Origin of the sequence: Janthinobacterium svalbardense, assembly GCF_002327145.1 — a bacterium.
Classification (GTDB): Bacteria; Pseudomonadota; Gammaproteobacteria; order Burkholderiales; family Burkholderiaceae_D; genus Janthinobacterium; species Janthinobacterium tructae.
In genome coordinates this window covers 3,559,912-3,580,347 of sequence record NZ_CP023422.1, presented here as the reverse complement: position 1 = coordinate 3,580,347, position 20,436 = coordinate 3,559,912, and the positions used below count along the sequence as shown (strand labels likewise).

At 66.3% G+C, this 20,436-nt stretch carries 14 protein-coding genes; 1 reads left to right on the top strand and 13 read right to left on the bottom strand.

The features are described 5' to 3' along the window. Position 1: 1 nt before the first annotated feature. The 7 genes from CNX70_RS15810 to CNX70_RS15780 all read right to left on the bottom strand — a co-directional run bounded on the left by CNX70_RS15810 (position 2) and on the right by CNX70_RS15780 (position 10,968). On the bottom strand, positions 2-2,542 hold the full coding sequence (locus tag CNX70_RS15810; RefSeq protein WP_096235475.1) for an EAL domain-containing protein: 2,541 nt from the start codon (positions 2,540-2,542) through the stop codon (positions 2-4). After that, positions 2,539-6,192, bottom strand: a complete 3,654-nt coding sequence (locus CNX70_RS15805) for a response regulator (protein ID WP_096235474.1) — start codon at positions 6,190-6,192, stop codon at positions 2,539-2,541. The genes CNX70_RS15810 and CNX70_RS15805 overlap by 4 nt, the downstream gene beginning before the upstream one ends. A gap of 27 nt (positions 6,193-6,219) precedes the next feature. Next, positions 6,220-7,377, bottom strand: coding sequence for an ABC transporter substrate-binding protein (locus CNX70_RS15800; protein ID WP_244198815.1), 1,158 nt, complete (start codon positions 7,375-7,377; stop codon positions 6,220-6,222). A 109-nt stretch (positions 7,378-7,486) separates the two neighbouring features. After that, positions 7,487-8,494 carry an NADP-dependent oxidoreductase gene (locus CNX70_RS15795; RefSeq protein WP_096235473.1) on the bottom strand — a complete coding sequence of 336 codons (1,008 nt, stop codon included), beginning with the start codon at positions 8,492-8,494 and terminating at the stop codon, positions 7,487-7,489. Between the two features lie 34 nt (positions 8,495-8,528). Next, positions 8,529-9,338 carry an oxidoreductase gene (locus CNX70_RS15790; RefSeq protein WP_096235472.1) on the bottom strand — a complete coding sequence of 270 codons (810 nt, stop codon included), beginning with the start codon at positions 9,336-9,338 and terminating at the stop codon, positions 8,529-8,531. A gap of 96 nt (positions 9,339-9,434) precedes the next feature. Continuing rightward, a complete protein-coding gene (locus CNX70_RS15785) occupies positions 9,435-10,040 on the bottom strand; it encodes a TetR/AcrR family transcriptional regulator (protein WP_425269188.1) in 606 nt (201 codons plus the stop codon). A gap of 43 nt (positions 10,041-10,083) precedes the next feature. Next, on the bottom strand, positions 10,084-10,968 hold the full coding sequence (locus tag CNX70_RS15780; RefSeq protein WP_096235471.1) for a LysR family transcriptional regulator: 885 nt from the start codon (positions 10,966-10,968) through the stop codon (positions 10,084-10,086). 148 nt (positions 10,969-11,116) lie between these two features. Here CNX70_RS15780 and CNX70_RS15775 point away from each other — a divergent pair, with 148 nt between their 5' ends. Next, complete coding sequence (locus CNX70_RS15775) at positions 11,117-12,505, top strand: amidohydrolase family protein (protein WP_096235470.1); 1,389 nt, start codon at positions 11,117-11,119, stop codon at positions 12,503-12,505. Between the two features lie 40 nt (positions 12,506-12,545). Here the strand turns inward: CNX70_RS15775 and CNX70_RS15770 are convergent, their stop codons facing one another. From CNX70_RS15770 to CNX70_RS15750, 6 genes are all read right to left on the bottom strand, one after another. Beyond that, positions 12,546-14,489, bottom strand: a complete 1,944-nt coding sequence (locus CNX70_RS15770) for a cytochrome c/FTR1 family iron permease (RefSeq protein WP_208624426.1) — start codon at positions 14,487-14,489, stop codon at positions 12,546-12,548. Positions 14,490-14,603: 114 nt separating this feature from the next. After that, entirely contained in the window at positions 14,604-15,308 is a 705-nt protein-coding gene (locus tag CNX70_RS15765) for a hypothetical protein (RefSeq protein ID WP_096235468.1), read from the bottom strand. 94 nt (positions 15,309-15,402) lie between these two features. Next, the gene (locus CNX70_RS15760; RefSeq protein ID WP_244198814.1) at positions 15,403-16,440 is read right to left on the bottom strand and encodes a zinc-dependent alcohol dehydrogenase; all 1,038 of its coding nucleotides are present in this window, start codon (positions 16,438-16,440) and stop codon (positions 15,403-15,405) included. 8 nt (positions 16,441-16,448) lie between these two features. Beyond that, complete coding sequence (locus tag CNX70_RS28560; RefSeq protein WP_167389670.1) at positions 16,449-16,658, bottom strand: hypothetical protein; 210 nt, start codon at positions 16,656-16,658, stop codon at positions 16,449-16,451. A 114-nt stretch (positions 16,659-16,772) separates the two neighbouring features. Further along, positions 16,773-19,208 carry a glycosyltransferase gene (locus CNX70_RS15755; protein ID WP_096235466.1) on the bottom strand — a complete coding sequence of 812 codons (2,436 nt, stop codon included), beginning with the start codon at positions 19,206-19,208 and terminating at the stop codon, positions 16,773-16,775. Continuing rightward, a complete protein-coding gene (locus tag CNX70_RS15750; RefSeq protein WP_096235465.1) occupies positions 19,205-20,434 on the bottom strand; it encodes a TIGR04063 family PEP-CTERM/XrtA system glycosyltransferase in 1,230 nt (409 codons plus the stop codon). The genes CNX70_RS15755 and CNX70_RS15750 overlap by 4 nt, the downstream gene beginning before the upstream one ends. Positions 20,435-20,436: the final 2 nt, after the last annotated feature.

Sequence of the window (20,436 nt, the reverse complement as noted above, 5' to 3'; positions counted from 1 at the left end):
GCTAGGCCGCACGGTTGCTGATCTCGATCCCATGGGGACCTCGTGGCGGCCGTTGCACGCCCGATTCGAAACGCAGGAAGGCTTCCAGCAAGTGGTCTTTCAGCAGGGTTTCGTCCCACGGCTTGGTGATGAACTTGTACACCGAGCCTTCGTTGATGGCCGCCGTGACCGAATGCAGCTCAGGATAGCCGGACAGCATCACGCGCACGATCTCGGGATAGATGCCCTTGATGCGGCGCAATAGTTCGTTGCCGGACATGCCCGGCATGCGCGCATCCGTGAGGATCACGCCCACCGCGTGGGAGGCTACCAGTTCCAGCGCTTCCTGCGCATTGGTGGTGCTGAGTATCTGGTAACCCTCCTTGCGCAGCGAACGGCGCAGGGCAGAGAGGATATGCTCCTCGTCGTCTACCAGCAGCAGCACGCGCTGTGGCGCCACGGCATGGCAGCTCTCGGGCGGCAAACGGGTGCCGGCATACAACATCAGATCCATCTCGGCGCCGGGCAGGGGGCGGCTGAAGTAATAGCCTTGCATGGCGTCGCAGTGATTGGTATTGAGAAACCCCAATTGTCCCTCTGTTTCCACGCCCTCGGCCACCGTGGCCAGGTGCAGCGACTTGGCCATGGCGATGATGGAGCGGGTCAGCGAAGCGCCGTCCACGCTGTCGGTCACGTCGTGGATGAACGATTGATCGATCTTCACCACGTCGATGGGGAATTGCTTGAGATAGGACAAGCTGGAATAGCCGGTGCCGAAGTCGTCCAGCGCCAGGGTGACGCCGATTTCCTTCAACTGTTCCAGCGCCCGCACCACCAGGTCGCGGTTTTGCATCAGCACGCTCTCCGTCAGCTCCAGTTCCAGGCAGTGGGCCGGCACGCCGCAGTCGGCCAGCACTGCGCGCACCAGCTGCGGCATGTCGACCTGGCGGAACTGGCGCGCCGAGACGTTGACGGCCATCGTCAGGTGCGCAAAGCCGTAGGCATGCCAGACACCCAGCTGCGCGCAGGCCGTGCGCAGCACCCATTCGCCGATGGCAATGATCATGCCCGTTTCCTCTGCCAGGGGAATGAAGCGGTCCGGTGGCACCAGGCCGATGCCGGGCCGGCGCCAGCGCAGCAGCGCTTCCATGCCATAGATTTTTCCACTGACAAGGTTGACCTTGGGCTGGTAGTGCAATTCCAGCTCGCCCTGCGCCAGCGCCTGGTGCAAGGCGTGCTCGATCTCGGCCCGCTCTTCCACCAGCACGCCCATCTTGTGGTTGTAGAACTGGTAAGCGTTGCGGCCCTTGTCCTTGGCGCTGTAAAGGGCCGCATCGGCCGTCTTGAGCAGCGTGTCGCCGCTGTCGCCATCGGCGGGAAACACGCTGGCGCCGATACTGGTGCTGACATGCAAGGTATGCTCGCCCAGCGAAAAGGGCTCGGCGAACACCGCCAGCACCTTTTTGGCGATGTCCTCGGCCGTGTCGCTATCGGGCAAGTCCGTCAGCAGGATGACGAATTCGTCGCCGCCCTGGCGGGCCACGGTGTCGCCTTCGCGCACCGCGTGCTGCAGCCGCCGCGCCACTTCCTGCAGCAGCGCATCGCCGACCGGGTGGCCGTAGCTGTCGTTGACGAACTTGAAACGGTCGAGGTCCAGCATCAGGGTGGCCAGGTACAGGCCGCTGCGGCGGGCGTGGACGATGGCCTGGCCGATGCGGTCGTTCAGCAACTGGCGGTTGGGCAGATCCGTCAGCGCATCGTGGTTGGCCAGGTACTCGATGCGCAATTCCTGCCGCTTGCGTTCCGTGATGTCCTGCATCGTACCGCGCATCAGCAGTACCTGGCGGCCTTCGCGCACGGCCTCGGCCTGGTGGAAGACGATACGCTCGCCGCCATCCTGCTGCTGCACCCGGTGTTCCAGGCTGTAGCCGGTGCCGCTGGCATGCAGTTCCATGAAGGCCTCTAGCAGCAAGGGCCGCTGGTCTTCGGGCAGGCACTGCAGCAGGCGTTCGAAGCTGGTGGGGCCGGAATCGGCATCGAGGCCCAGGATGCGCAGCAGTTCCGGCGACCAGTAGCCGTCGCCATCGGCAAGCCGGTATTCCCAGTTGCCGAGGCGGGCCAGCGCCTGCGCGTGGCTGAGGCTTTCCTGGATACGGTTCAGCTCGGTCAGTGCGCTGCTGGCGCGCAGCAGGTAGCGCAGCCGGTGCGCCAGCAAACGCCATTGCATCGGTTTCGAGATGAAATCGCTGGCGCCCGCTTCCAGCGCCTGCTTGATGGAGTCATCGTCATCGTTGCCGGTAAGAACGACGATGGGCACGTGCGCACCGCCGGGCAGAAGGCGCAGCTGTGCGCAGCATTCGAAGCCGCTCATGCCGGGCATGGCGACGTCGAGCAGGATCAGGTCGGGCACGCCACGCTGGAAAGCGGCCAGCGCTTCCAGGCCGCTGGCCGCTTCCTCGATGCGGAAGCCTTCCGGCTCCAGCGCTTCCGTTACCAGGATGCGCGTCATGGTGTCGTCATCGACCACCAGGACCAGTGCTTGCGGGGGCAGTGCGGTATTCATATGGCTTCCTTTTCAATGGCCAGGGCGGCGAGAACACGGTCGAGTTCTTGCTGGATGCCGCGGATATGGCTGAGCGTGCTGCCGACGTCATTGCTGCGCGCGTATTGTTCGATTTCATGGCACGTGGCCGACAAGCCCAGCGCGCCCACGTTGGCGCAGCTGGACTTGAGCGTATGCGCGGCCAGTTGCAGGGCCGCAGCGTCGCTGGCCCCGGCCGCCACTTCCAGCTGGCCCAGCAGGCGCGGGGCGTCGCTGTAGAACAGGTCGATGATGCGGCCCAGCACATCGGGGCGGCCGGGACGGCGCATGGCGCGCAGGTTTTGCAGGGCGGCCGCGTCGAGGATGGCAGCCGCTTCGGCCGGCGCCTCCTGGACAGCCTGCGGCGTCACTGCCGGCGTCTGCGCTGCCTTTGGTGCGGCGGACGCCGGGCGCCAGCGTGCCAGCACGGCCAGCAGGGCGGCGCGCGTATACGGTTTGGCGAGGTAGTCGTCCATGCCCGCGTCCAGGCACAGTTCGCGGTCGCCCAGGATGGCATTGGCCGTCAGGGCGATGATGGGCGTGCGGTCACGGCCTTGCTGGGCTTCCATGCGGCGCAAGCGCCGCGTCGCTTCGAAGCCGTCCATTTCCGGCATCTGGCAATCCATCAGGATCACATCGAACGGGTAGCGCTCCCACAGGGCCAGCGCACGCCGCCCGTTGTCGGCCGGCGTGGGGTCGTAGCCGCTATCTTCCAGCATCGCCAGGGCGATTTCCTGGTTGATCGCATTGTCTTCCACCAGCAGCATGCGCAGCGGCGCCTGGCCTGCGGCCCCGGTGTCAGGCGGAGCGGGCAGGGCAGGCGCCAGCGGTGCCAGCGGCGTGCCGCAGTCGCCGATGGCTTCGATGCAGTGGCGCAATTCCAGCGCCCGCACGGGCTTGGTCAGGCAGTATTCCACGCCCAGCGCCGTTACCTGGCGCAGCTCGGCCGAGGCGTCCAGCGAGCTGAGCATGATGATCTTCAGCGCCGCCATGCCGGCGTCGGACTTGATCGCCCGCACCAGTTCGGCGCCATCCATGACGGGCATGCGCATGTCGATGATGGCCAGGTCGAACGGACGCCCGCCGCGCAGCGCGCCTTGCAGCAGGCCCAGCGCCTCGGCCCCGTCGGCGGCGCTGGATGCGGCCATCTGCCACTCGATGGCGTGCTGCAGCAGGATCTTGCGGTTGGTGGCATTGTCGTCCACGATCAGCACGTGCAAGGCATCGAGCGCCACGCGCGGCGCCGGCAGCAGCGGCGCGTCCTCGGGCGCCACCTTGCCCACGACGACGCTCACGGCGAAGCTGGAGCCCTGGCCCGCCACGGAGTGGAGCACGATGTTGCCGCCCATCATTTCGACCAGCTGCTTGATGATGGCCAGGCCCAGTCCCGTGCCGCCGTATTTGCGCGAAGTGGTGCTGTCGGCCTGGCGGAATGGCTGGAAGACGGCCGCCGCCGCGTCCGGCGCCATGCCGATGCCCGTGTCGCTCACTTCCAGGCGTAGCTGGCCGGCAGCGGGACAGCTGACATCGACGGAAATTTCGCCCCGTTCGGTGAATTTGGTGGCGTTATTGAGCAGGTTGGTGAGGATCTGGCGCAGGCGCACGGGGTCGCCGCGCACATGCTGCGGCACGTCGGCGGCGATGCGGCAGGTAAATTCGATGGCCTTGCGCTGGATGCCGTTGGCAAACAGTGCCACCACGTCGTCGAGCATCTGGCGCAGGTCGAAGGGGATGTGTTCGAGCACCAGCTTGCCCGCCTCGATCTTGGAAAAGTCGAGGATGTCGTCGATGATGCTCAGCAAGCTTTCGCCCGAGCGGTGCACCGTGTGCACGAAACGCTGCTGCTTGGGACTCAGTTCAGTGCGTTGCAGCAATTCCGTCATGCCCAGCACGCCATTCATCGGCGTGCGGATTTCATGGCTCATCTTGGCCAGGAATTCCGATTTGGCGCGGTTGGCGGCGTCGGCCTCGGCCTTGGCCTGCGTGAGCGCCAGGTCGCGCTGTTCCACGTGTTCGAGCATGCCGTTGAAGCCCGTGATCAGCTGCCCCAGCTCATCGCTGCCGTGCTGCGCCACGCGCACCGATAGCGCCTTGCCGTCGCGGATATGCGCGATGGCGTAGGACAGGCGCGCCAGCGGCCTGGCGATGGACGCGCTGATCAGGCCTGTGATGGCCACGCAGGCCAGCAGCAGCACCAGCGCGATGCCGAGGATCAGCACGAAGGCACGCCGCACGCCATCGCGCACCTTGGCCACCGCCTCCTGCTGCTGGCCCGTGATGCGCGCCACTTGCTGCGCGGAATAGGCGGCCTGTTCGCGTTCGAAGGCGCGTACATGATCGATCACCTCGTCGAGCGCCGCCTGGCTGTCGAGCACGCTGCCCTTGGCTTGCACCAGCCGCTGTCCCGAGCGTTCCACCGCGTCCAGGTAGGTGTTGACGGTCCGCGTTTCGGCCAGCAAGCCCAGCTGGCCTATGCTTTGCAGCAAGGTCTGCATGGTGGCCATGTCGCGGTGCAGGGCGCTGATGCGCTGGGCGATATCGTGGCCCAGGTGCGTGACGTCGCCGGCGGCAGTGGCGAGCATGACTTCGCCCACGTCGATGCTGATGGCGTCGACGGCCAGGTTGATTTCGCCGCTGGCATCCTCGATGCGGGCCGAGGTGTGCATGTAGCGGCTGGCCTGCGCCAGCCGGTCGCGCCCTATCGCCAGGTGCAATTCGATGGGATCGAGTTCCTCGGCCAGGCGCAGGTGGGCGGTGGCCAGGGCCGTGCTGATTTGCTCCTTGAGAGCAAGATAGGCAGCCTGCTGCGCCGCGCTGGCGCCGCCCTCGGCCAGCAGCCCCGCGCGCGAGGCCAGCAAGCCGGCGCCAGGGTCGAGCAGCTGGCGCGCCGTGGCCAGCAGTTTCGCCCGCAGGGTCAGCTGCGACGGGCTGATGTCGCGCTCGCTGGTGCCCGCCAGGCGCGCCACGGCTGCGGCCAGGCGCTCGCGCAAGGGGGCGATGCGGAAACGGCTCTTCACGGCCTCCGTTTCGGCCAGCGCAATCTGCATGTCGTAGATGCTCTGGCGCAAATCCGTCAGGTAGCGGGCGTTCTGGTTCAGGCGCTGGCTTTGCAGCTGCACCTCGGCGGCCGTGGCCTGGGCCTGGCTGTCGACCAGGCGGATATTGCCGCGCGCACCCTTGGCGGCCGCCTTGATCTGCGCCAGCAGCTGGCGCATCTCCGTTGCCTGCGCCTTGTAATACGCCTCGTTTTCCAGGCGTGTGCGCACGGCGACGCGCATGCGCTGGAATTCCCGTTCGAAGGCCGCGTGGTAGCGGGGCGCCTGCAATTGGCCATGGCGCCGCAAATCGTCGCTGATGCTCTCGGTGGTCCGGATATTGGCGACGATCTTGTTCGACACCTGCTCCAGCTGCGCCAGGTCTTGCGCCTTGCCCAGCTCGAAAAAGTCCGAGGCCATATCCTGCACGGTGTAGCGCAGGCGCAACACGTCCGTGTATAGCGGTACCGTCTCGTCGGTCAAGCCGTGCACATGGGTTTCGATGCCCTTCACCAGCAGCAGGCCGGTCGCCGCCATGGCTGCCACACCCGCCAGCAGGACGGTGCTACTGACGATCAGCTTGGTCTTGATTTTCACGCCATGCTCCAGGGGAGGGGGGGCGCATCACTTCGCGCCAGGCGCCAGGTCGGCCGGGACGATCCTGCCATCGGCGATGCGGGTCAGGAAAACGGCCGTCGATGCCTGGTGGTCGCCTGGTCGCAGCGTCACCTGCAAGCCGCCGAGATCGAGCCGGTCGAAGGTTTCGAAACTCAGGATCAGGCGTTCGCGCGTGAGGTCCGCGCCCGTGCGGCGCAGCGCCGCCACCATCAGGGTGGCCGAGATGCAGCCCTCGAAACTCACAAACGACAGCCTGGCCGCTGGCACATGCCGGGCCAGCAGGTCGGCGCATTCGGCGGCGATGGGCAGCGTGCGCTCCTCGGGCAGGGGCACCACCTGCGAGATCAGGATGTTGTTGCCCTCCGTGCCCAGCAGCTGCAGCAGGCTGTCCGTGCCGACAAAGGACACCGTGGCCAGGGCCGCCTTCAGCTTGGCCTGGCTTGCCTCGCGCACGAACGCAGCCACCGGGGTGTAGGGGCCGGCCATGATGACCACCTGCAAGTCGTGGCCGATCAGGGCCGCCAGTCCCGCCTTGACAGCCGTGGTGCCGCGCTGGAAGGCACCCTTGGCGACGAGTTGCATGCCGCGCCGCTGCAGGGCGCGCACGGTGCCGTCGAGCACGGCATTGCCGAAGCCGTCGTCCTGGTACAGGACACCGAAGCGCTTGATGCCCCGGCTGACGAAATACTGCACCAGGGCATCGGACTCATCGTCATAACTGGCACGAAAGTTGATGATTTCATGCACCACGGGGCGGCGCAAGGTCATGGCGCCCGTAAACGCGCCCACCAGCGGCACCTTCATTTCCTGAACGATCGGTATGACGGCGTTGGTCGTGGGGGTACCCACGTTGCCGAACAGGGCGAATACCTGTTTTTCCTCGACCAGCCTGAGCGTTTCGCTGATGGCCCGGTCCGGATCGTAGCCATCGTCGGCGACCACCAGCTCGATGCTGCGGCCGTGGATGCCGCCGCGCTGGTTTGCTTCCTGGAAAACGGCCGTCGCGCCATCGAGCATGGCCCGTCCCAGCCCGGAGGCTGCCCCGGTCTGGGCATTGACCATGCCGAGCCGGATGTGCGTATCGGTCACGCCCGGTTCGGCGGCATGGACCATGCTGGCCGCGAGGGTGATAGCGTACCAGCAGCATTGCGGGAAAAAGCGCATGAGCTACCTTTATGAAGGTTGACCGGTATCAACAGGTACGGGCTTGACAACGAGTATGGAGGAAATTGCCAACGCAAAACTCACACATAGTCACAGTTCCAAAGGCGACTCAGGGAACGGACAGCTGCACCACCACCTTGCCGCGCGCGCGCCCTTGCGCCAGGTAGGCCAGCGCCTGTTTCGCCTCAAGAAAAGGAAACACCCGGTCGATGACGGGGCGGATGCTGCCCGCCTCGAGCAGCGCGGCGATCTGCGCCAGCTGGCTGCCGTCGGGACGCACGAAGTGGAAGGCATAACTGGCGCCGCGCCGCCGCGCCAGGCCGATGATCTTGCGGCTGAGCAGGGCAAATACCAGCTTCAGCACCACGTTCATGCCGCGCGCGCGGGCGAAAGCGGCGTCCGGCGGGCCGATCAGCGAGACGACGCGGCTGCCGGGCTTGACGATGCGCAAGGCCTTTTCCAGGCCGTCGCCGCGCAGCGTGCCCAGCACGGCGTCGTAATCGCGCAGCACCTGCTCTAACGGCTGCCGCTTGTAGTCGACCACCTCGTCGGCGCCCAGACTGCGCACCAGTGCCACATTCGCCGTGCTGGTGGTCGTGCCCACGCGGGCGCCCAGGTGCCTGGCCAGCTGGATGGCAAACGTGCCGATGCCGCCGGAACCGGCCGGAATGAACACTTTCTGGCCCGGCTGCAGCTGCATGCGCTCGTGCATGGCTTGCCACGCCGTCAAGCCCACCATGGGTAGCGACGCCGCCTGCACGAAATCGAGGTTCGCCGGTTTCAGCGCGGCTGCCTGCTCGGGCACGATGGCAAACTCGGCCAGGCTGCCGTATGGCGTGTCGAAAATACTCGCATACACGGCGTCGCCCACTTGAAAGCGCGTGACGGCGCTGCCGACTTCCACCACCACGCCGGCCAAGTCGCTGCCCAGGGTGGCAGGCAAGCGCAGTTTCAATATCGGCTTGAAGTCGCCCCTGGGAATCAGGTTGTCGATGGGGTTCAGGCCCACGGCGTGCACCCGCACCAGCAGTTCACCGGGGCCGGGCGTCGGGCGGGGCAGTTCGGCAAACGCCACATGATCGAGGCCGCCATATTGTTTGAGTTGCAATGCTTGCATGATGTTCTCTCTGGATGCTGTGAAATGCTGGCGTTCAGGCCAGGCGCAGGTCCTTGCGCAAGCCGGCGTCCAGCAGTGCGGCGGGCATGAAACGGCGCATCAGGCGCAAGCGTGCCGCCAGCGGCCCGGCCGTGTAGCGCAATTTCGGCTGGCGCGCCTGCGCTGCCGCCAATACCGTGTCGGCCACGATGGCCGGGTCATCGGCGCCCGCCATCAGCGCTTGCAGCCGGCTTGTGACGGCCGCGCTCACTTGCCGGTAGGCGGACAGCGGCGCATCGGGCGCCAGCAGGTTGGCTTCGAACGTGGTTTTCGTATAGGCCGGCTCGATGACGCTGGCGCGGATGCCCCAGCCGCGCACTTCATGGTCGAGCGATTCCGTATAGCCCTCGATGGCGTGCTTGGTGGCGGAGTACAGCGCGCCATAAGGCATGGGCAAAAAGCCGACGACGGAACCGATATTGAGGATGCGTCCGCCGCCCTGGGCCCGCATGTGCGGCAGCACTGCCAGGGTCATGCGCAACACGCCATAAAAGTTCGTGTCGAAGATGGCGCGCGCCTGCGCCATGCTGCTTTCCTCGGCGCCCGCCGGCGCCACGCCGAAACCGGCGTTGTTCACCAGCAGGTCGATGCGGCCTTCGCGCTGCATCACCTCGGCCACGGCCGCAGCGACAGACGCATCGCTGGTGACGTCGAGGGCCAGCATCGCATAAGCGGGTGCGCCCGCCTGGCTACCGCGGCGGCTGGTGCCGTACACCGTGTAGCCCGCTTGCGCCAGGCGCTGGGCCGTGGCCGCGCCGATGCCGGACGAGGCGCCGGTAACCAGGGCAATTTTGTTGTTCTTCATGGCAATCCTTCAGTGGTTGATAGTACAAAATATGACGGTCGTCATATTGTTGTTTGAAAAAAAAACCGCGACGATTCTAGGTCTCGGGCGCTGCGGTTAGTTTGCGTCTTGAAACTGCGCCAGGGTGGCCGCGCACAGGGCGTCCGACAGGGCCGGCTCGTCGACGGCGCGCGCCAGGATGGTGGCGCCGACCATGGCGCACACCGTCGCCATGGCTTGCGCGTGCGCTTCGGGCTGGCCCCAGTTGGGCATCTGGCGCGCGAACAAGTCGATCATTTCCTTGATGTGAATGGTGGCGGCGCGCCGCACCTCGGGCGCCTGGCGCGGCATTTCCGAACCCAGCGCCGAGACAGGGCAGCCCACCTCGATGGCGGCGATGTGTTCGGGCGACAGGTAGGCCGCCAGCATGGCCTGCAGCGCCTGGCCCGGCGGGGCGGCGGCGGCCACCCCGGCCGCCAGCGCCACCGATTCGGCGCCCGCGCGGTCGCCCGCTTCGGCCAGCAGCGCGTCGCGCGAGGCGAAGTGCGCGTAGAAGCCGCCGTGCGTCAGGCCCGCTTCCTTCATGATGTCGGCCACGCCCGTGCCCGCATAGCCGCTGCGGCGGATGGCGCGCGTGGCCACCTCGACGATGCGTTCGTGGGTGGCTTCCTTGCGGCTTTGCGCCGATGGTTTTTTTGGTGAATTTTTCATGATGATCATCATATATCGGTTTTCAAAAGCGTGCACGCGAGGCGCTCAGGGCAGCTCAGAACAGCCCTGCCGTCCAGTCGGTAAATGCCCGCATCGCCGGGGAGAGAAAGCGCTGATGCGGGTAGAGCAGCGATACCGGCACGGGCGCCGGCCGCCTGTCTGCCAGCACCTCGACGAATGCCCCCGTCCGCAACTGGTCGCTCACCAGGATCTCGGCCAGCTGCATCAAGCCATGGCCGGCCAGGCCCAGCTCGATGTACAGCCCCGTCTCGTTGACGGCGACCGTGCCGGGAAGGGGAACGGCGATGCTGGTGCCGTCTTCGATGAAATGCAGGTCGCTGCCACGCCGCATGGTGGTGGAAAAGTAGTGGACGGCACGGTGTCCCGGCAAATCCTCCAGGGTTGCGGGAACACCGTGTTCGGCCAGGTAGGACGGCGCTGCGCAAGTGATCCAGCGCAGCTCGCCCAGGCGGCGCGCGACCAGGGTCGAGTCTTCCAGGCTGCCGGTGCGGATCACGCAATCGACGCCTTCCTGTATCAAGTCCACCTGGCGGTCATTGACGCCGATCATCAGGTAGATATCGGGATAGCGCTGCTGGAATTGCGCCAGCTGCGGCAGGATCACGGCATGGGCAATGCCGCCAGGCATATCCACGCGCAAGCGTCCTTGCGGACGCTCGCTGGAACCTTGCAGGCTCGCTTCGGTGTCGGCGATCAGCTCGAGGATCTCGCGGCAGCGGTGGAAGTAACGCTCGCCTTCCGGTGTCAGGCTGAGGTTTCTGGTGGAGCGGTTCAGCAGGCGCGTCTGCAAATGCTTTTCCAGCCGCTTGATGATGGCGGTCACCGACGATGCAGGCAAACCCAGGGTCTCCGCCGCGCGCACGAAACTCCTGCTCTCGACCACGCGAAGGAATACCTGCATTGCTTGTACGCGGTCCATGTCTTGTCTTCGTAGCTGTAGGGGAGACGGCACTATAACCCAATATTATTCGGATTTTCTGCATGGTGAAAACACACGGCGCTACTTTTTCCGCAGGTTTGCCTGCACTAGACTGTGTGCAACTCATTACCTATAGCAGGAATCAAGCATGCATGAACAAGCTCCTCAATTGCTGGCTCCGCTGGCACCAGCCCCGCACAAGATGCTGATCAAAGGCGCCACACTCATCAGCATGGATGGCAAGGTTGGAAATTTGCCCAAGGGCGACATCCTGATAGCCGATGGCGTCATCGCCGCCATCGGCCAGAATCTGCCAGCCGACGGCGCCGAAGTGATCGATGCCGCAGGGATGATCGCCATTCCCGGCATGGTCGATACTCACCGCCATGCCTGGGAAGGCCAGCTGCGCCGCATCAACCCGAATGCGGCAACGCTCGAGGATTATTGCAACGCCACGCATTTCTCGTTTGCCAAATACTACCGGCCCCGCGACATCTACGTGGGCAACCTGCTTACGGCCCTGGGCGCCATCGATGCCGGCATCACGACCGTGATCGACAACTCGCACAATAGCCGCACGGGGGCGCACTCCGACGCGGCGGTCGAAGCGCTGCTCGATGCGGGCATCCGCGCCGTGCACGCTTCGGGCGCACCCGTGTCGGGCGAGTGGGACAAGGCGCATTGGCCAGCCAGCCTGGCGCGCCTGCAGGCCAAGTATTTTACGAATCCCGACAGCCTGGTGACGCTGGCCATGATGGCGCAGCTGGAACCGGAGCAGTGGGTCGTCGCCCGTAAACTGGGTATTCCCATCGTGACCGAGTTTTTTGGCGCTGGCATGGCGGCCGAGCTGGCTGGACTGCACCGGCAGGGGCTGCTCGGCAGCGACAACATCTTCAACCACTGCACCTGCCTGCCAGAATCGGGTTGGCGCATCTTGCGCGAGGCAGGCGTGCGCGTCAATGTATGCCCGCGTTCGGATGCCCACTACGGTATCGAGGATGGCTTGAACGCCTGGCAGGCGGCGCACCAGCACGGCATACGCCCTGGTCTCAGTGTCGACAACGAGACATCGTATAGCGGCGATATGTTCATGGAGATGCGCGTGGCGTTCTACCTGCAGCGGGTCATGGGGCATCGCCAGCGCCTGAATGGACATCACCATGCGGCGGCGCCCACCGATGCCTTCCGCTTGCTCGAGGCCGCCACGATAGACGGCGCCGCAGTGGCAGGACTGGAACAGCGTATCGGGAGTTTGAGGCCAGGCAAGCAGGCCGACCTGGTGCTGATACGCACCGGCGACCTCAATTTGTATCCTGTCAATAACGCCATCGGTACCGTCGTGCATGCGGCTGAGCGCAGCAATATCGATACCGTCATCATTGGCGGGCGCGTGCGCAAACGCGGTAGCGTCGTGCTGGGCGTGGATCAGGCAAGGCTGCGCGCCGCGATCGACGAATCCTGTGGCCACCTGTTCAGTGCCGCCGCTTACGAGCCCGATCTGTTTGCCCAGTCGTTCGCACCGATCCACCAGGCGTAGGCAGCGCCATGTGAGCTCTGCCTATGCCGGTGTTTCAGTCTCAGGCCGGCTTGTACTTGCCTGCCGAGTAACGGTTCCAGCCATAGCCGGCGACGATGATGGCCAGGATGGCGGCCTGCGCCAGCAATGTTTCCGCCGTGGGCAGAATGCCCAGCAGGTCGATGCGCATGAAGTCGACGGGGGTGACGCCGACCCAGCCCGCTTCTTGCAGCGCGGCCACGCCTTTGCCCATCAAAATCACGGCCAGCACGGCCACGAAGGCGGACGTCCACGAGAAGAACTTGCCGATAGGCATGCGGGCACTGGTGCGCAGCAAGGCCCAGGCGATCACGACCAGCAGCACGATGGCCACCAGGAAGCCGCCCAGCAGCGCGCCGCCATTGCCATCCGCCGCCAGGGCGGAATAGAACAGCACGGTTTCAAAGACTTCGCGGTAGACGGCGATGAAGGCCAGGGCGAACAGGCCCCAGGCCGAGCGCCTGCTCATCGCCGCCGTGAGTTTTTCGTGCAGGTATTCCTGCCAGCGCCCGGCGCTGCTCTTCTGGTGCATCCACAAGCCCACGCTGAGCAGGACCAGGGCCGCGAACACGGAACCAAGACCCTCGCTCACTTCCCGGCTGGCGCCGCTGATGGTCACCAGATACGTGGCCGCCACCCATGTCAGGCCGCCCGCCACCAGCGCGCTGATCCAGCCGCCATGCACGTAGGGCATGACATCGTTGCGCTTGGCCTTGCGCAAGAAGGCGATGATGCCGATCACGATCAGCAGCGCTTCCACGCCTTCGCGCAGCAAGATCGTCAGGGCGCCGATAAAGGTCGTCATCGGCTCGGCCTTGGCGTCGCCCAGCTCCGCTTCCACGTGGGTAAATAGTTGCTGCAGCTTCTCGCCCGCCGCTTCGGCGTCGGCCACCGTGCCCTTGGCAACGGCGGAACGGTAGGCCAGCATGGCGTTTTCCACGGCCAGCAGCAGCGATTTGTTGCGCGCGCCGACCATCGGCTCGATCGGCTCGAAACCGTCCAGGTAGGCCGACAGGCCCAGGCGCGTGGCGCCCGCGCGGTCGCCCGCGTGCACGGCGGCCAGGCTTTCTTCCAGGCGCAGGCGCGACAGGGCCAGGCCCGTGGGCTTGTGCGCCTCGGCCTTGTCGGGATGGCTGCGCAGGTACGCCGTCAGCGCATGCGCCTCGTCCGCGCCCAGCTTGGCGGCGGCCGCTTCCTGCGTCAGGGTCGTCACGGCGGCCAGGTCCGCGTACAGCTTTTTACTGCGCGGATCGTCCTGCCACAGCTTTTCGCCGTGCGCGCGTGCCGCCGCATCGTGCGACATGCCGCCGACAAAAAAGGCCAGGTCCCAGCGCTCGTTTTCGGACAGCTGGCCGAAACTGGCCATCGAGGTGCCCGCCACGCCTTGTGAAATGACCTGGTACAGCGCCATCAGGCTGCGCGACTGGGCCCGTTCGCCATCCGTGAAGGCGATCGGTTTCGGTTCCAGGCTGGCCGCCAGCGGACCGTCGCCGCCACCGGCCACGCCGTGGCAAGAAGCGCACTGGGCCGCATACAGGGCCGCACCGCGCGCCAGGTTGGGCAGCACTTTCGGCGCCACGGGGATCGGATACGCGGCGATCAGCAAGCCGTTCGCGTGGTGCGCCAGGCGCTTGACTTCCACGCCGTCGGCCTTGGCGACGACGGCTTTGCGCAAGTCGGCAATGGCGGCGGCAATGGCCGCCTGCGAAGCGTGGGCGGGCAGGGCGGCGATCTGCGTCGTCGCGTTGTCGGTAAAGTCGAGCATTTCCGCATATTCCGCTTCGCTGACCACCTTGCCGTGCTCGATGGCGCCACTGTAATCGACGGCCACATAATCAATCAATTGCCACAATTGCTTGGCACCGGCGCCAGGATCGGCCACTTGCGCCTGCGCGCCACCGGCCAGCAGCAGGGTTGCTGCTACCAGCGGATAGCAGACGAGCCACTTTTTCACTTTAATGAACATGATTCTCATTCTCATTTCTTATTAACCCGGCGACTATAGGACAGACCGTGCGGGGTGTCAACGGCGCACGGCTGCGCGGTGCCGTTTGTGAAATGGAACGAGATGGATTGAAGGCTACTGCTTCGATGCCGGTTTGGCGTACAAACCCCTGGCCAGGCTGCTGTCCGCAGCGTCGACTTTCAGGCCGCCTTTGACGACGCGCAAGGCCAGCTTCTGGAATGCCTGGCCTCTCAGCCATTGCGGGTCGGTGACGGCGAAGGCGGCGATGCGTTGCTGCGCGCGCTCGGGCGGCACGGCCAGCCATTGATAGTCGGCTTTCGAGCCCTGGCGGCGCAAGCCGGCGCGCACCCAGCGTTCCGACGCCGGCATGCGCACGATGGCGTCGCCATTCGCCACGCTGACGGCCGTGGCCGTCTTGCCGCTGTGCGCTTCGAATTTTACCTCCACGCCGGCCATCGGCCCCACTTGGGGGAAGCCGACTATGGCCACCCACAGTCCCGCTTCGGCGGGTTTCTGGATGCGCATTTCCGCTTCCTCAAACACACGAAACTGCGGCTCCTTGCCGCCGTTGCCCGCCACCAGGGTCACCGTGTCGCCGGCAACGCGCCACTCGCCGCTGGCTTGCTCGTCGGTATTGCCATAGCTGAGCATCCATTCGAACGTGCCATCCTTTTTCAGCAGCAGTTCGGAGCCCGTTTCCATGACGCCTTGCAGGTAATAGTGCCCGGGCAAGGCGGACCCGGCGGGCTCGGCCGCGCTGGCGGGAGCGGAGCAGGCGAGGGCGGCGCAGGCCAGCCAGCAAGCAAGAGAAATTTTCATCGGTGTGTCCTTTATAATATGCAATTATGGCAACAAAAATGGAATTGCCGTCGCACGACACACCGGCGCAGTTGGCGCGCTGCTCAGCCGTAACTCAATTGCCGCTGAAATCGAGCACCACGCGCGAGGCCACCTTGCCATGCTCCAGGCGGCTGAAGATCTCATTGATGGCCGACAGGGGCTGCAATTCGATGCCGGCCTTGACCTTGCCGTTGGCGGCAAAGGCCAGCGCCTCGGCCATGTCCTGGCGCGTGCCCACAAAAGAGCCGCGTATCGTCACGCAATTGGCGACGACGTCGAACAGCGGCGTCGGGAAGTCGCCTGGCGGCAAGCCCACCAGCACGCAGGTGCCGCGCTTGCGCGTCATCGCCACGCCTTGTTGGAAGGCATCGATCGACGGCGCCGTGATCAGCACGCCGTGCGCACCGCCACCTGTCGCTTCGCGCAGTGCCGCCACGGGGTCGCCCTGGCGCGCGTTGATGGTCACTTCGGCGCCGAGGGCACGCGCGTGTTCGAGCTTGCCTTCATCGATGTCGACGGCAGCCACGCGCAAGCCCATGGCCACCGCATATTCGATGGCCAGGTGGCCCAGGCCGCCGATGCCGGACACGGCCAGCCACTGGCCCGGCCGCGCGCCCGTTTCCTTGATGCCCTTGTAGCTGGTCACGCCGGCGCAGATGATGGGTGCTGCCTGCACGGCGGAAAGACCCGTCGGAATATGCGCGACGTAGCGCGGGTCGGCCAGGATGTATTCGGCAAAGCCGCCATTTTTGGTGTAGCCGCCGAACTGCGCCTCGGCGCACACGGTTTCCCAGGCTGCCAGGCAATGTTCGCAATGGCCGCAAGCCGAGTAGAGCCAGGGCACGCCGACCCGGTCGCCCAGTTGTACTTCGGTCACGCCCGTGCCCATGGCGACCACCAGGCCGATGCCTTCGTGGCCGGGAATGAACGGCGGTGCAGGCTTGACGGGCCAGTCGCCGCGCGCCGCATGCAAGTCCGTGTGGCACACGCCGCAAGCTTCCGTCTTGACCAGGATCTGGCCGGGACCGGGCACCGGCACGGGGACGTCGCGCAGCACCAGGGGCTGGCCCAGTTGTTCGACAACGGCGGCTTTCATGGTAGTGGGGAGCATGTTATTCCTTATGAAGTTGGAGTGGCGTCAGTCACGCGTCCTGCCATGGGCTGGTCAACAGACACTTGCGAATGATCATATTCTGCTGCATGCGGAGCGAAAATTGATTGATCTACATCAATGTGTGAGCGCACGGTGCCTAATACTTCAAGAGCGGTGACTTGCGTGCGAAAATCGCCAGCCGGAGCGGTGTTGATATCCCGATCCGTGGCGTGCATGCATTCGGCTATGGCTTCGCAGGCGATATGGCAAGATAATATGGCAAGATAATATGGCAAGATACATGGACGAGCATGGACATCTGCCATGTCATCGAGCTACAGGCTGCCCTCCTACGCCAGCTTGCTCACTACATAGCGGTACTTGCCCGAGGCTTCCGCCGCGATCTCGTCGACTTCCTCGATGGCGATGTCCACCTGCGCGCCCAGCCTGTCCTGGAACCCGGTCACGATGGCGCTGCGGGTGGCGTCGTCCAGGCGCACCACGCAGACCAGCAGCACGCGCGTGCGCAGCAGGCTTTCCTGGATGATTTTAAAACTGCGCACTTGCGGCAGTTCGCGCACGATGTAGACGAGGGCCAGGCCGTGCATGACGGTGCCATCGACCGCCGTGAGGAAATCCGTGCTGCGCCCTTCGATCTTGTGCAGCAGGGGCAAACCGCGGCCGCAGGCGCAGGGCTGCGTGCCCAGCGCACCCACGTCGCCCGTGGCGTAGCGGATGAACGGATAGTCCCGCGTGGCCAGGTGGGTGACGACGATTTCGCCCGTGGCCCCTGGCGGCAGCGGCTGGCCATGGCCATCGAGGATTTCCACGATGATGTCCTCGGCCGTGATGTGCATGCCGCCTTCCGGGCATTCGTGGGCGATGAAACCCGCGTCGCGCCCGCCGTAGCCGTTGGCCACGGGGCAGCCGAAGGCGGCGGCGATCTGCGCGCGCTGCTCGTCGTACAGGCGCTCGGCCGTGACGAACGCCACTTTCACGCCCAGGCCGTCGAGCGGCAAGTCGCGCGCGCTGGCATGGCTGGCGATGCGGCACAGGGCCGACGGGTAGCCGAACAGCATGCGCGGACGCCAGCGGCGCAGCTGCGCCACGTAGCCATCGAGGCGCGTGGGCGACATGGCAAACGCGGGCAGCAGGGTGGTGCGCAGCAGCGCATCGCGCAGGCGGCGCAGGCGGTCTTGCGCCTGCAGCTCGATGGGCGAACCCCACAAGACGGCTTCGCGGTCGCCGATATCGACGCCCCACCAGCGCGTGGCGCGCCACTTGGCGGCGATGTCGTGGCTGACGCGCCGTCGTCCCAGGAAAAACTGCAGCGGCTCGCCGCTGGAGCCGCCCGTGGCGAACGGGCGCAAGCCCACGGCGCGGGCGGACTTGAAGCTGTCGCGCGCACTCGCAATGTCAGCCTTGCGCAGCAGCGGCAGGCGCGCTAAATCGGCCAGCTGCCGCAGCTGTTCCGGGTCGAAGCCGCTGCTGGAAAACAGTGCGCGGTAGTAGGGCACGTGCGCGCCTGCGTGGCGCAGCAGCGCACGCAGGCGCGCCAGCTGCCACTGCTGCAACTGCTGCGCGCTCCACCACTGCGAACGTTCCAGGCGGCGCAGCAGGCGCGCGCTGTGGTGGCCCTTGAGCCATTCATGCAGGGGAAACAGCCAGCGTGCCACGCAGCGCGTGTAGGCGCCGGGGCGCGGCGCGGCGCGGATGCGGCGGTAATGCGCGGCCAGCCTGGGGGCGATGCCGGACCAGCCGAAAGTGGCGGCGTGCGCCAGGCCCGCGTCTGCCAGCGTTTGCGCGCGGGTCGGGTCGCGCAGCAGCGCCAGAATGGCCTGCGCCATGGCGGCCGGATCGCCGGGCGGCACCAGCAGCGCCGTCACGCCATCTTGCAGCAGGGCGGGGATGCCGCCCACGTTGGTGCTGACGACGGGCACGCCGCAGGCCAGCGCTTCGAGCACGGAAATGGGCATGTTGTCGGCCAGGCTAGGGTTGAGGACGATGTCGCTGGCCTGGTACAGGGCCGGCATGGCGGCATTGTCGACGGGGCCGGCGAAGCGCACGGAGGCAAGAACGCCGAGCGACCTGGCCAGGCGCGCCAGCGCCGGGCGCTGCGGTCCGCCGCCGGCCAGCACCAGGCGCGCCGCGGGATAGCTTGCTCGCACGAGGGCAAAGGCGCGCACGGCGCTGGCATTGTCGTACAGGTTTTCCAGGTGGCGCGCCACGAGGATGCACGGGCCATCTGCGGCTGGCACACGCGGTACGGCCGGTGCAAAGCGCTGCAAGTCCACCACGTTTGGCACGATGTGGGCGGTATGGCCATATTGCTCGAAGATGCCGGCCAGGTAGGCCGAGGGTACGACGATGGCGCTGGCGCGGCGCAGGCTCAGTGAGACCAGGCGCGGCGAACGGGCGAAAAAGGCGGCCGCTTCGCCGCCCCGGTAATTGAGCAGGGCCGGCTTGCCTTTCAGGCTGGCGATCCACAATGCCGGCGCCGCGTGCAGGTGCCAGGACCAGCCGGAATTGGCCATGATGTGGAACAGGTCCACCGTATTGGCCGTGCGCCACAGGCGCCACAAGTGCACGGGCAGGCGCAGCGCAGCGCGCAGGTAGCGGATGCGCGCCAGCCAGGGCGGCAGCACGGGGCCGTTGACGGCCAGCAGCTGGACTTGCGCGCCGTCGTCGCGCAGCTTGCGCGCCAGTTGCGCTGTCTGGTTCGCCATGCCGCCGGCCGGCGGCGGCAGCGGGCCGACCAGCGCGATGCGCAGGCCCGAGAAGATCATGGCGCCACTCCCGCCACCCTGCGCGCCGCGGCCAGGCGCGCATACACGGGCGCATAGCGGCCCACGCTGGCGCTCCAGCTGCGCTCCGTCTCGACGAAGGTGCGCGCCTGGCGCCGCAGCGCCGGCCAGCTGGCGGGCGCCAGCAGCAGGTGCAATACCGCCTGCGCCAGCGCTTCGGCATCGCCGGCGCGAAACAGCATGCCCGTCTTGCCATGTTCGACCAGTTCGCGGTGGCCACCCACGTCGGACGCCACCACGAGGCGGCCCTGCGCCATCGCCTCTAACGGTTTCAATGGCGTCACCAGTTCCGTCAGGCGCATCGGTAGGCGCGGATACACGCAGATGTCGACCAGCTGATAATACGCGGCCACCTGCGCATGCGGCACTCTGCCCGCGAAGACCACGGCGTGCTCCAGGCCCAGCTGCGCCGCCAGCGCGCGCAGCGCCGTTTCCTGCGGCCCGCCGCCGGCCAGCAGCAGCCGCAATGCCGGCTGCGCCGCCAGCAGGCGCGGCATGGCGCGCAGCAGCAGGGCCAGACCTTCGTAGGCATAGAACGAGCCGATGAAGCCGATAACCCGGTGGCCATGCAGGCCCAGTTTATGCGCCAGCCAGTGGTCTGCGGGCGCGGTGGTGCTGAAGGCGAGCGCATCGACGGCGTTCGGGATGACCGTGATTTTATGCGCGGGCACGCCGCGCGCGCACAGTTCGCGCCACAAACCGTCGCAGATGGTGGTGACGGCGTCGGCGCGGCGCAGCGCATAGGTTTCCAGCGCCCGCGTGAGCCGGTAGCGCAGACCGCCGGGCCGGCTGCTGCCATGGTCGGCGGCCGCGTCTTCCCAGAAGGCGCGCACTTCATACACGACGGGAATGCCCAGCGCGCGGCCCGCGTTGAGGGCGGCGATGGCGTTCAGGGCGGGCGAATGCGCATGCAGGATGTCCGGCCTGGCTTGCCGCGCCAGCTGGCGCAGGCGCACGGCCAGGCCGATGATGACGGCCACTTGCCGCAGCACGGGCAGGCGCGCCCACCAGCGTGCATTCGGCGCCGTGCGGTAGAAATGCCAGCCGTCGACCAGCTGCTGCGCGCTGTCGGACGGCCCCTGCTTGGCACTCGTGAGTTGCGTCGTGTGCCAGCCCAGCGCGCGTTGCTGCCGCAGGATGGCCAAGGTGCGAAACGTGTAGCCGCTGTGCAGGGGCAGCGAGTGGTCGAGGATGTGCAGGATGCGCATGG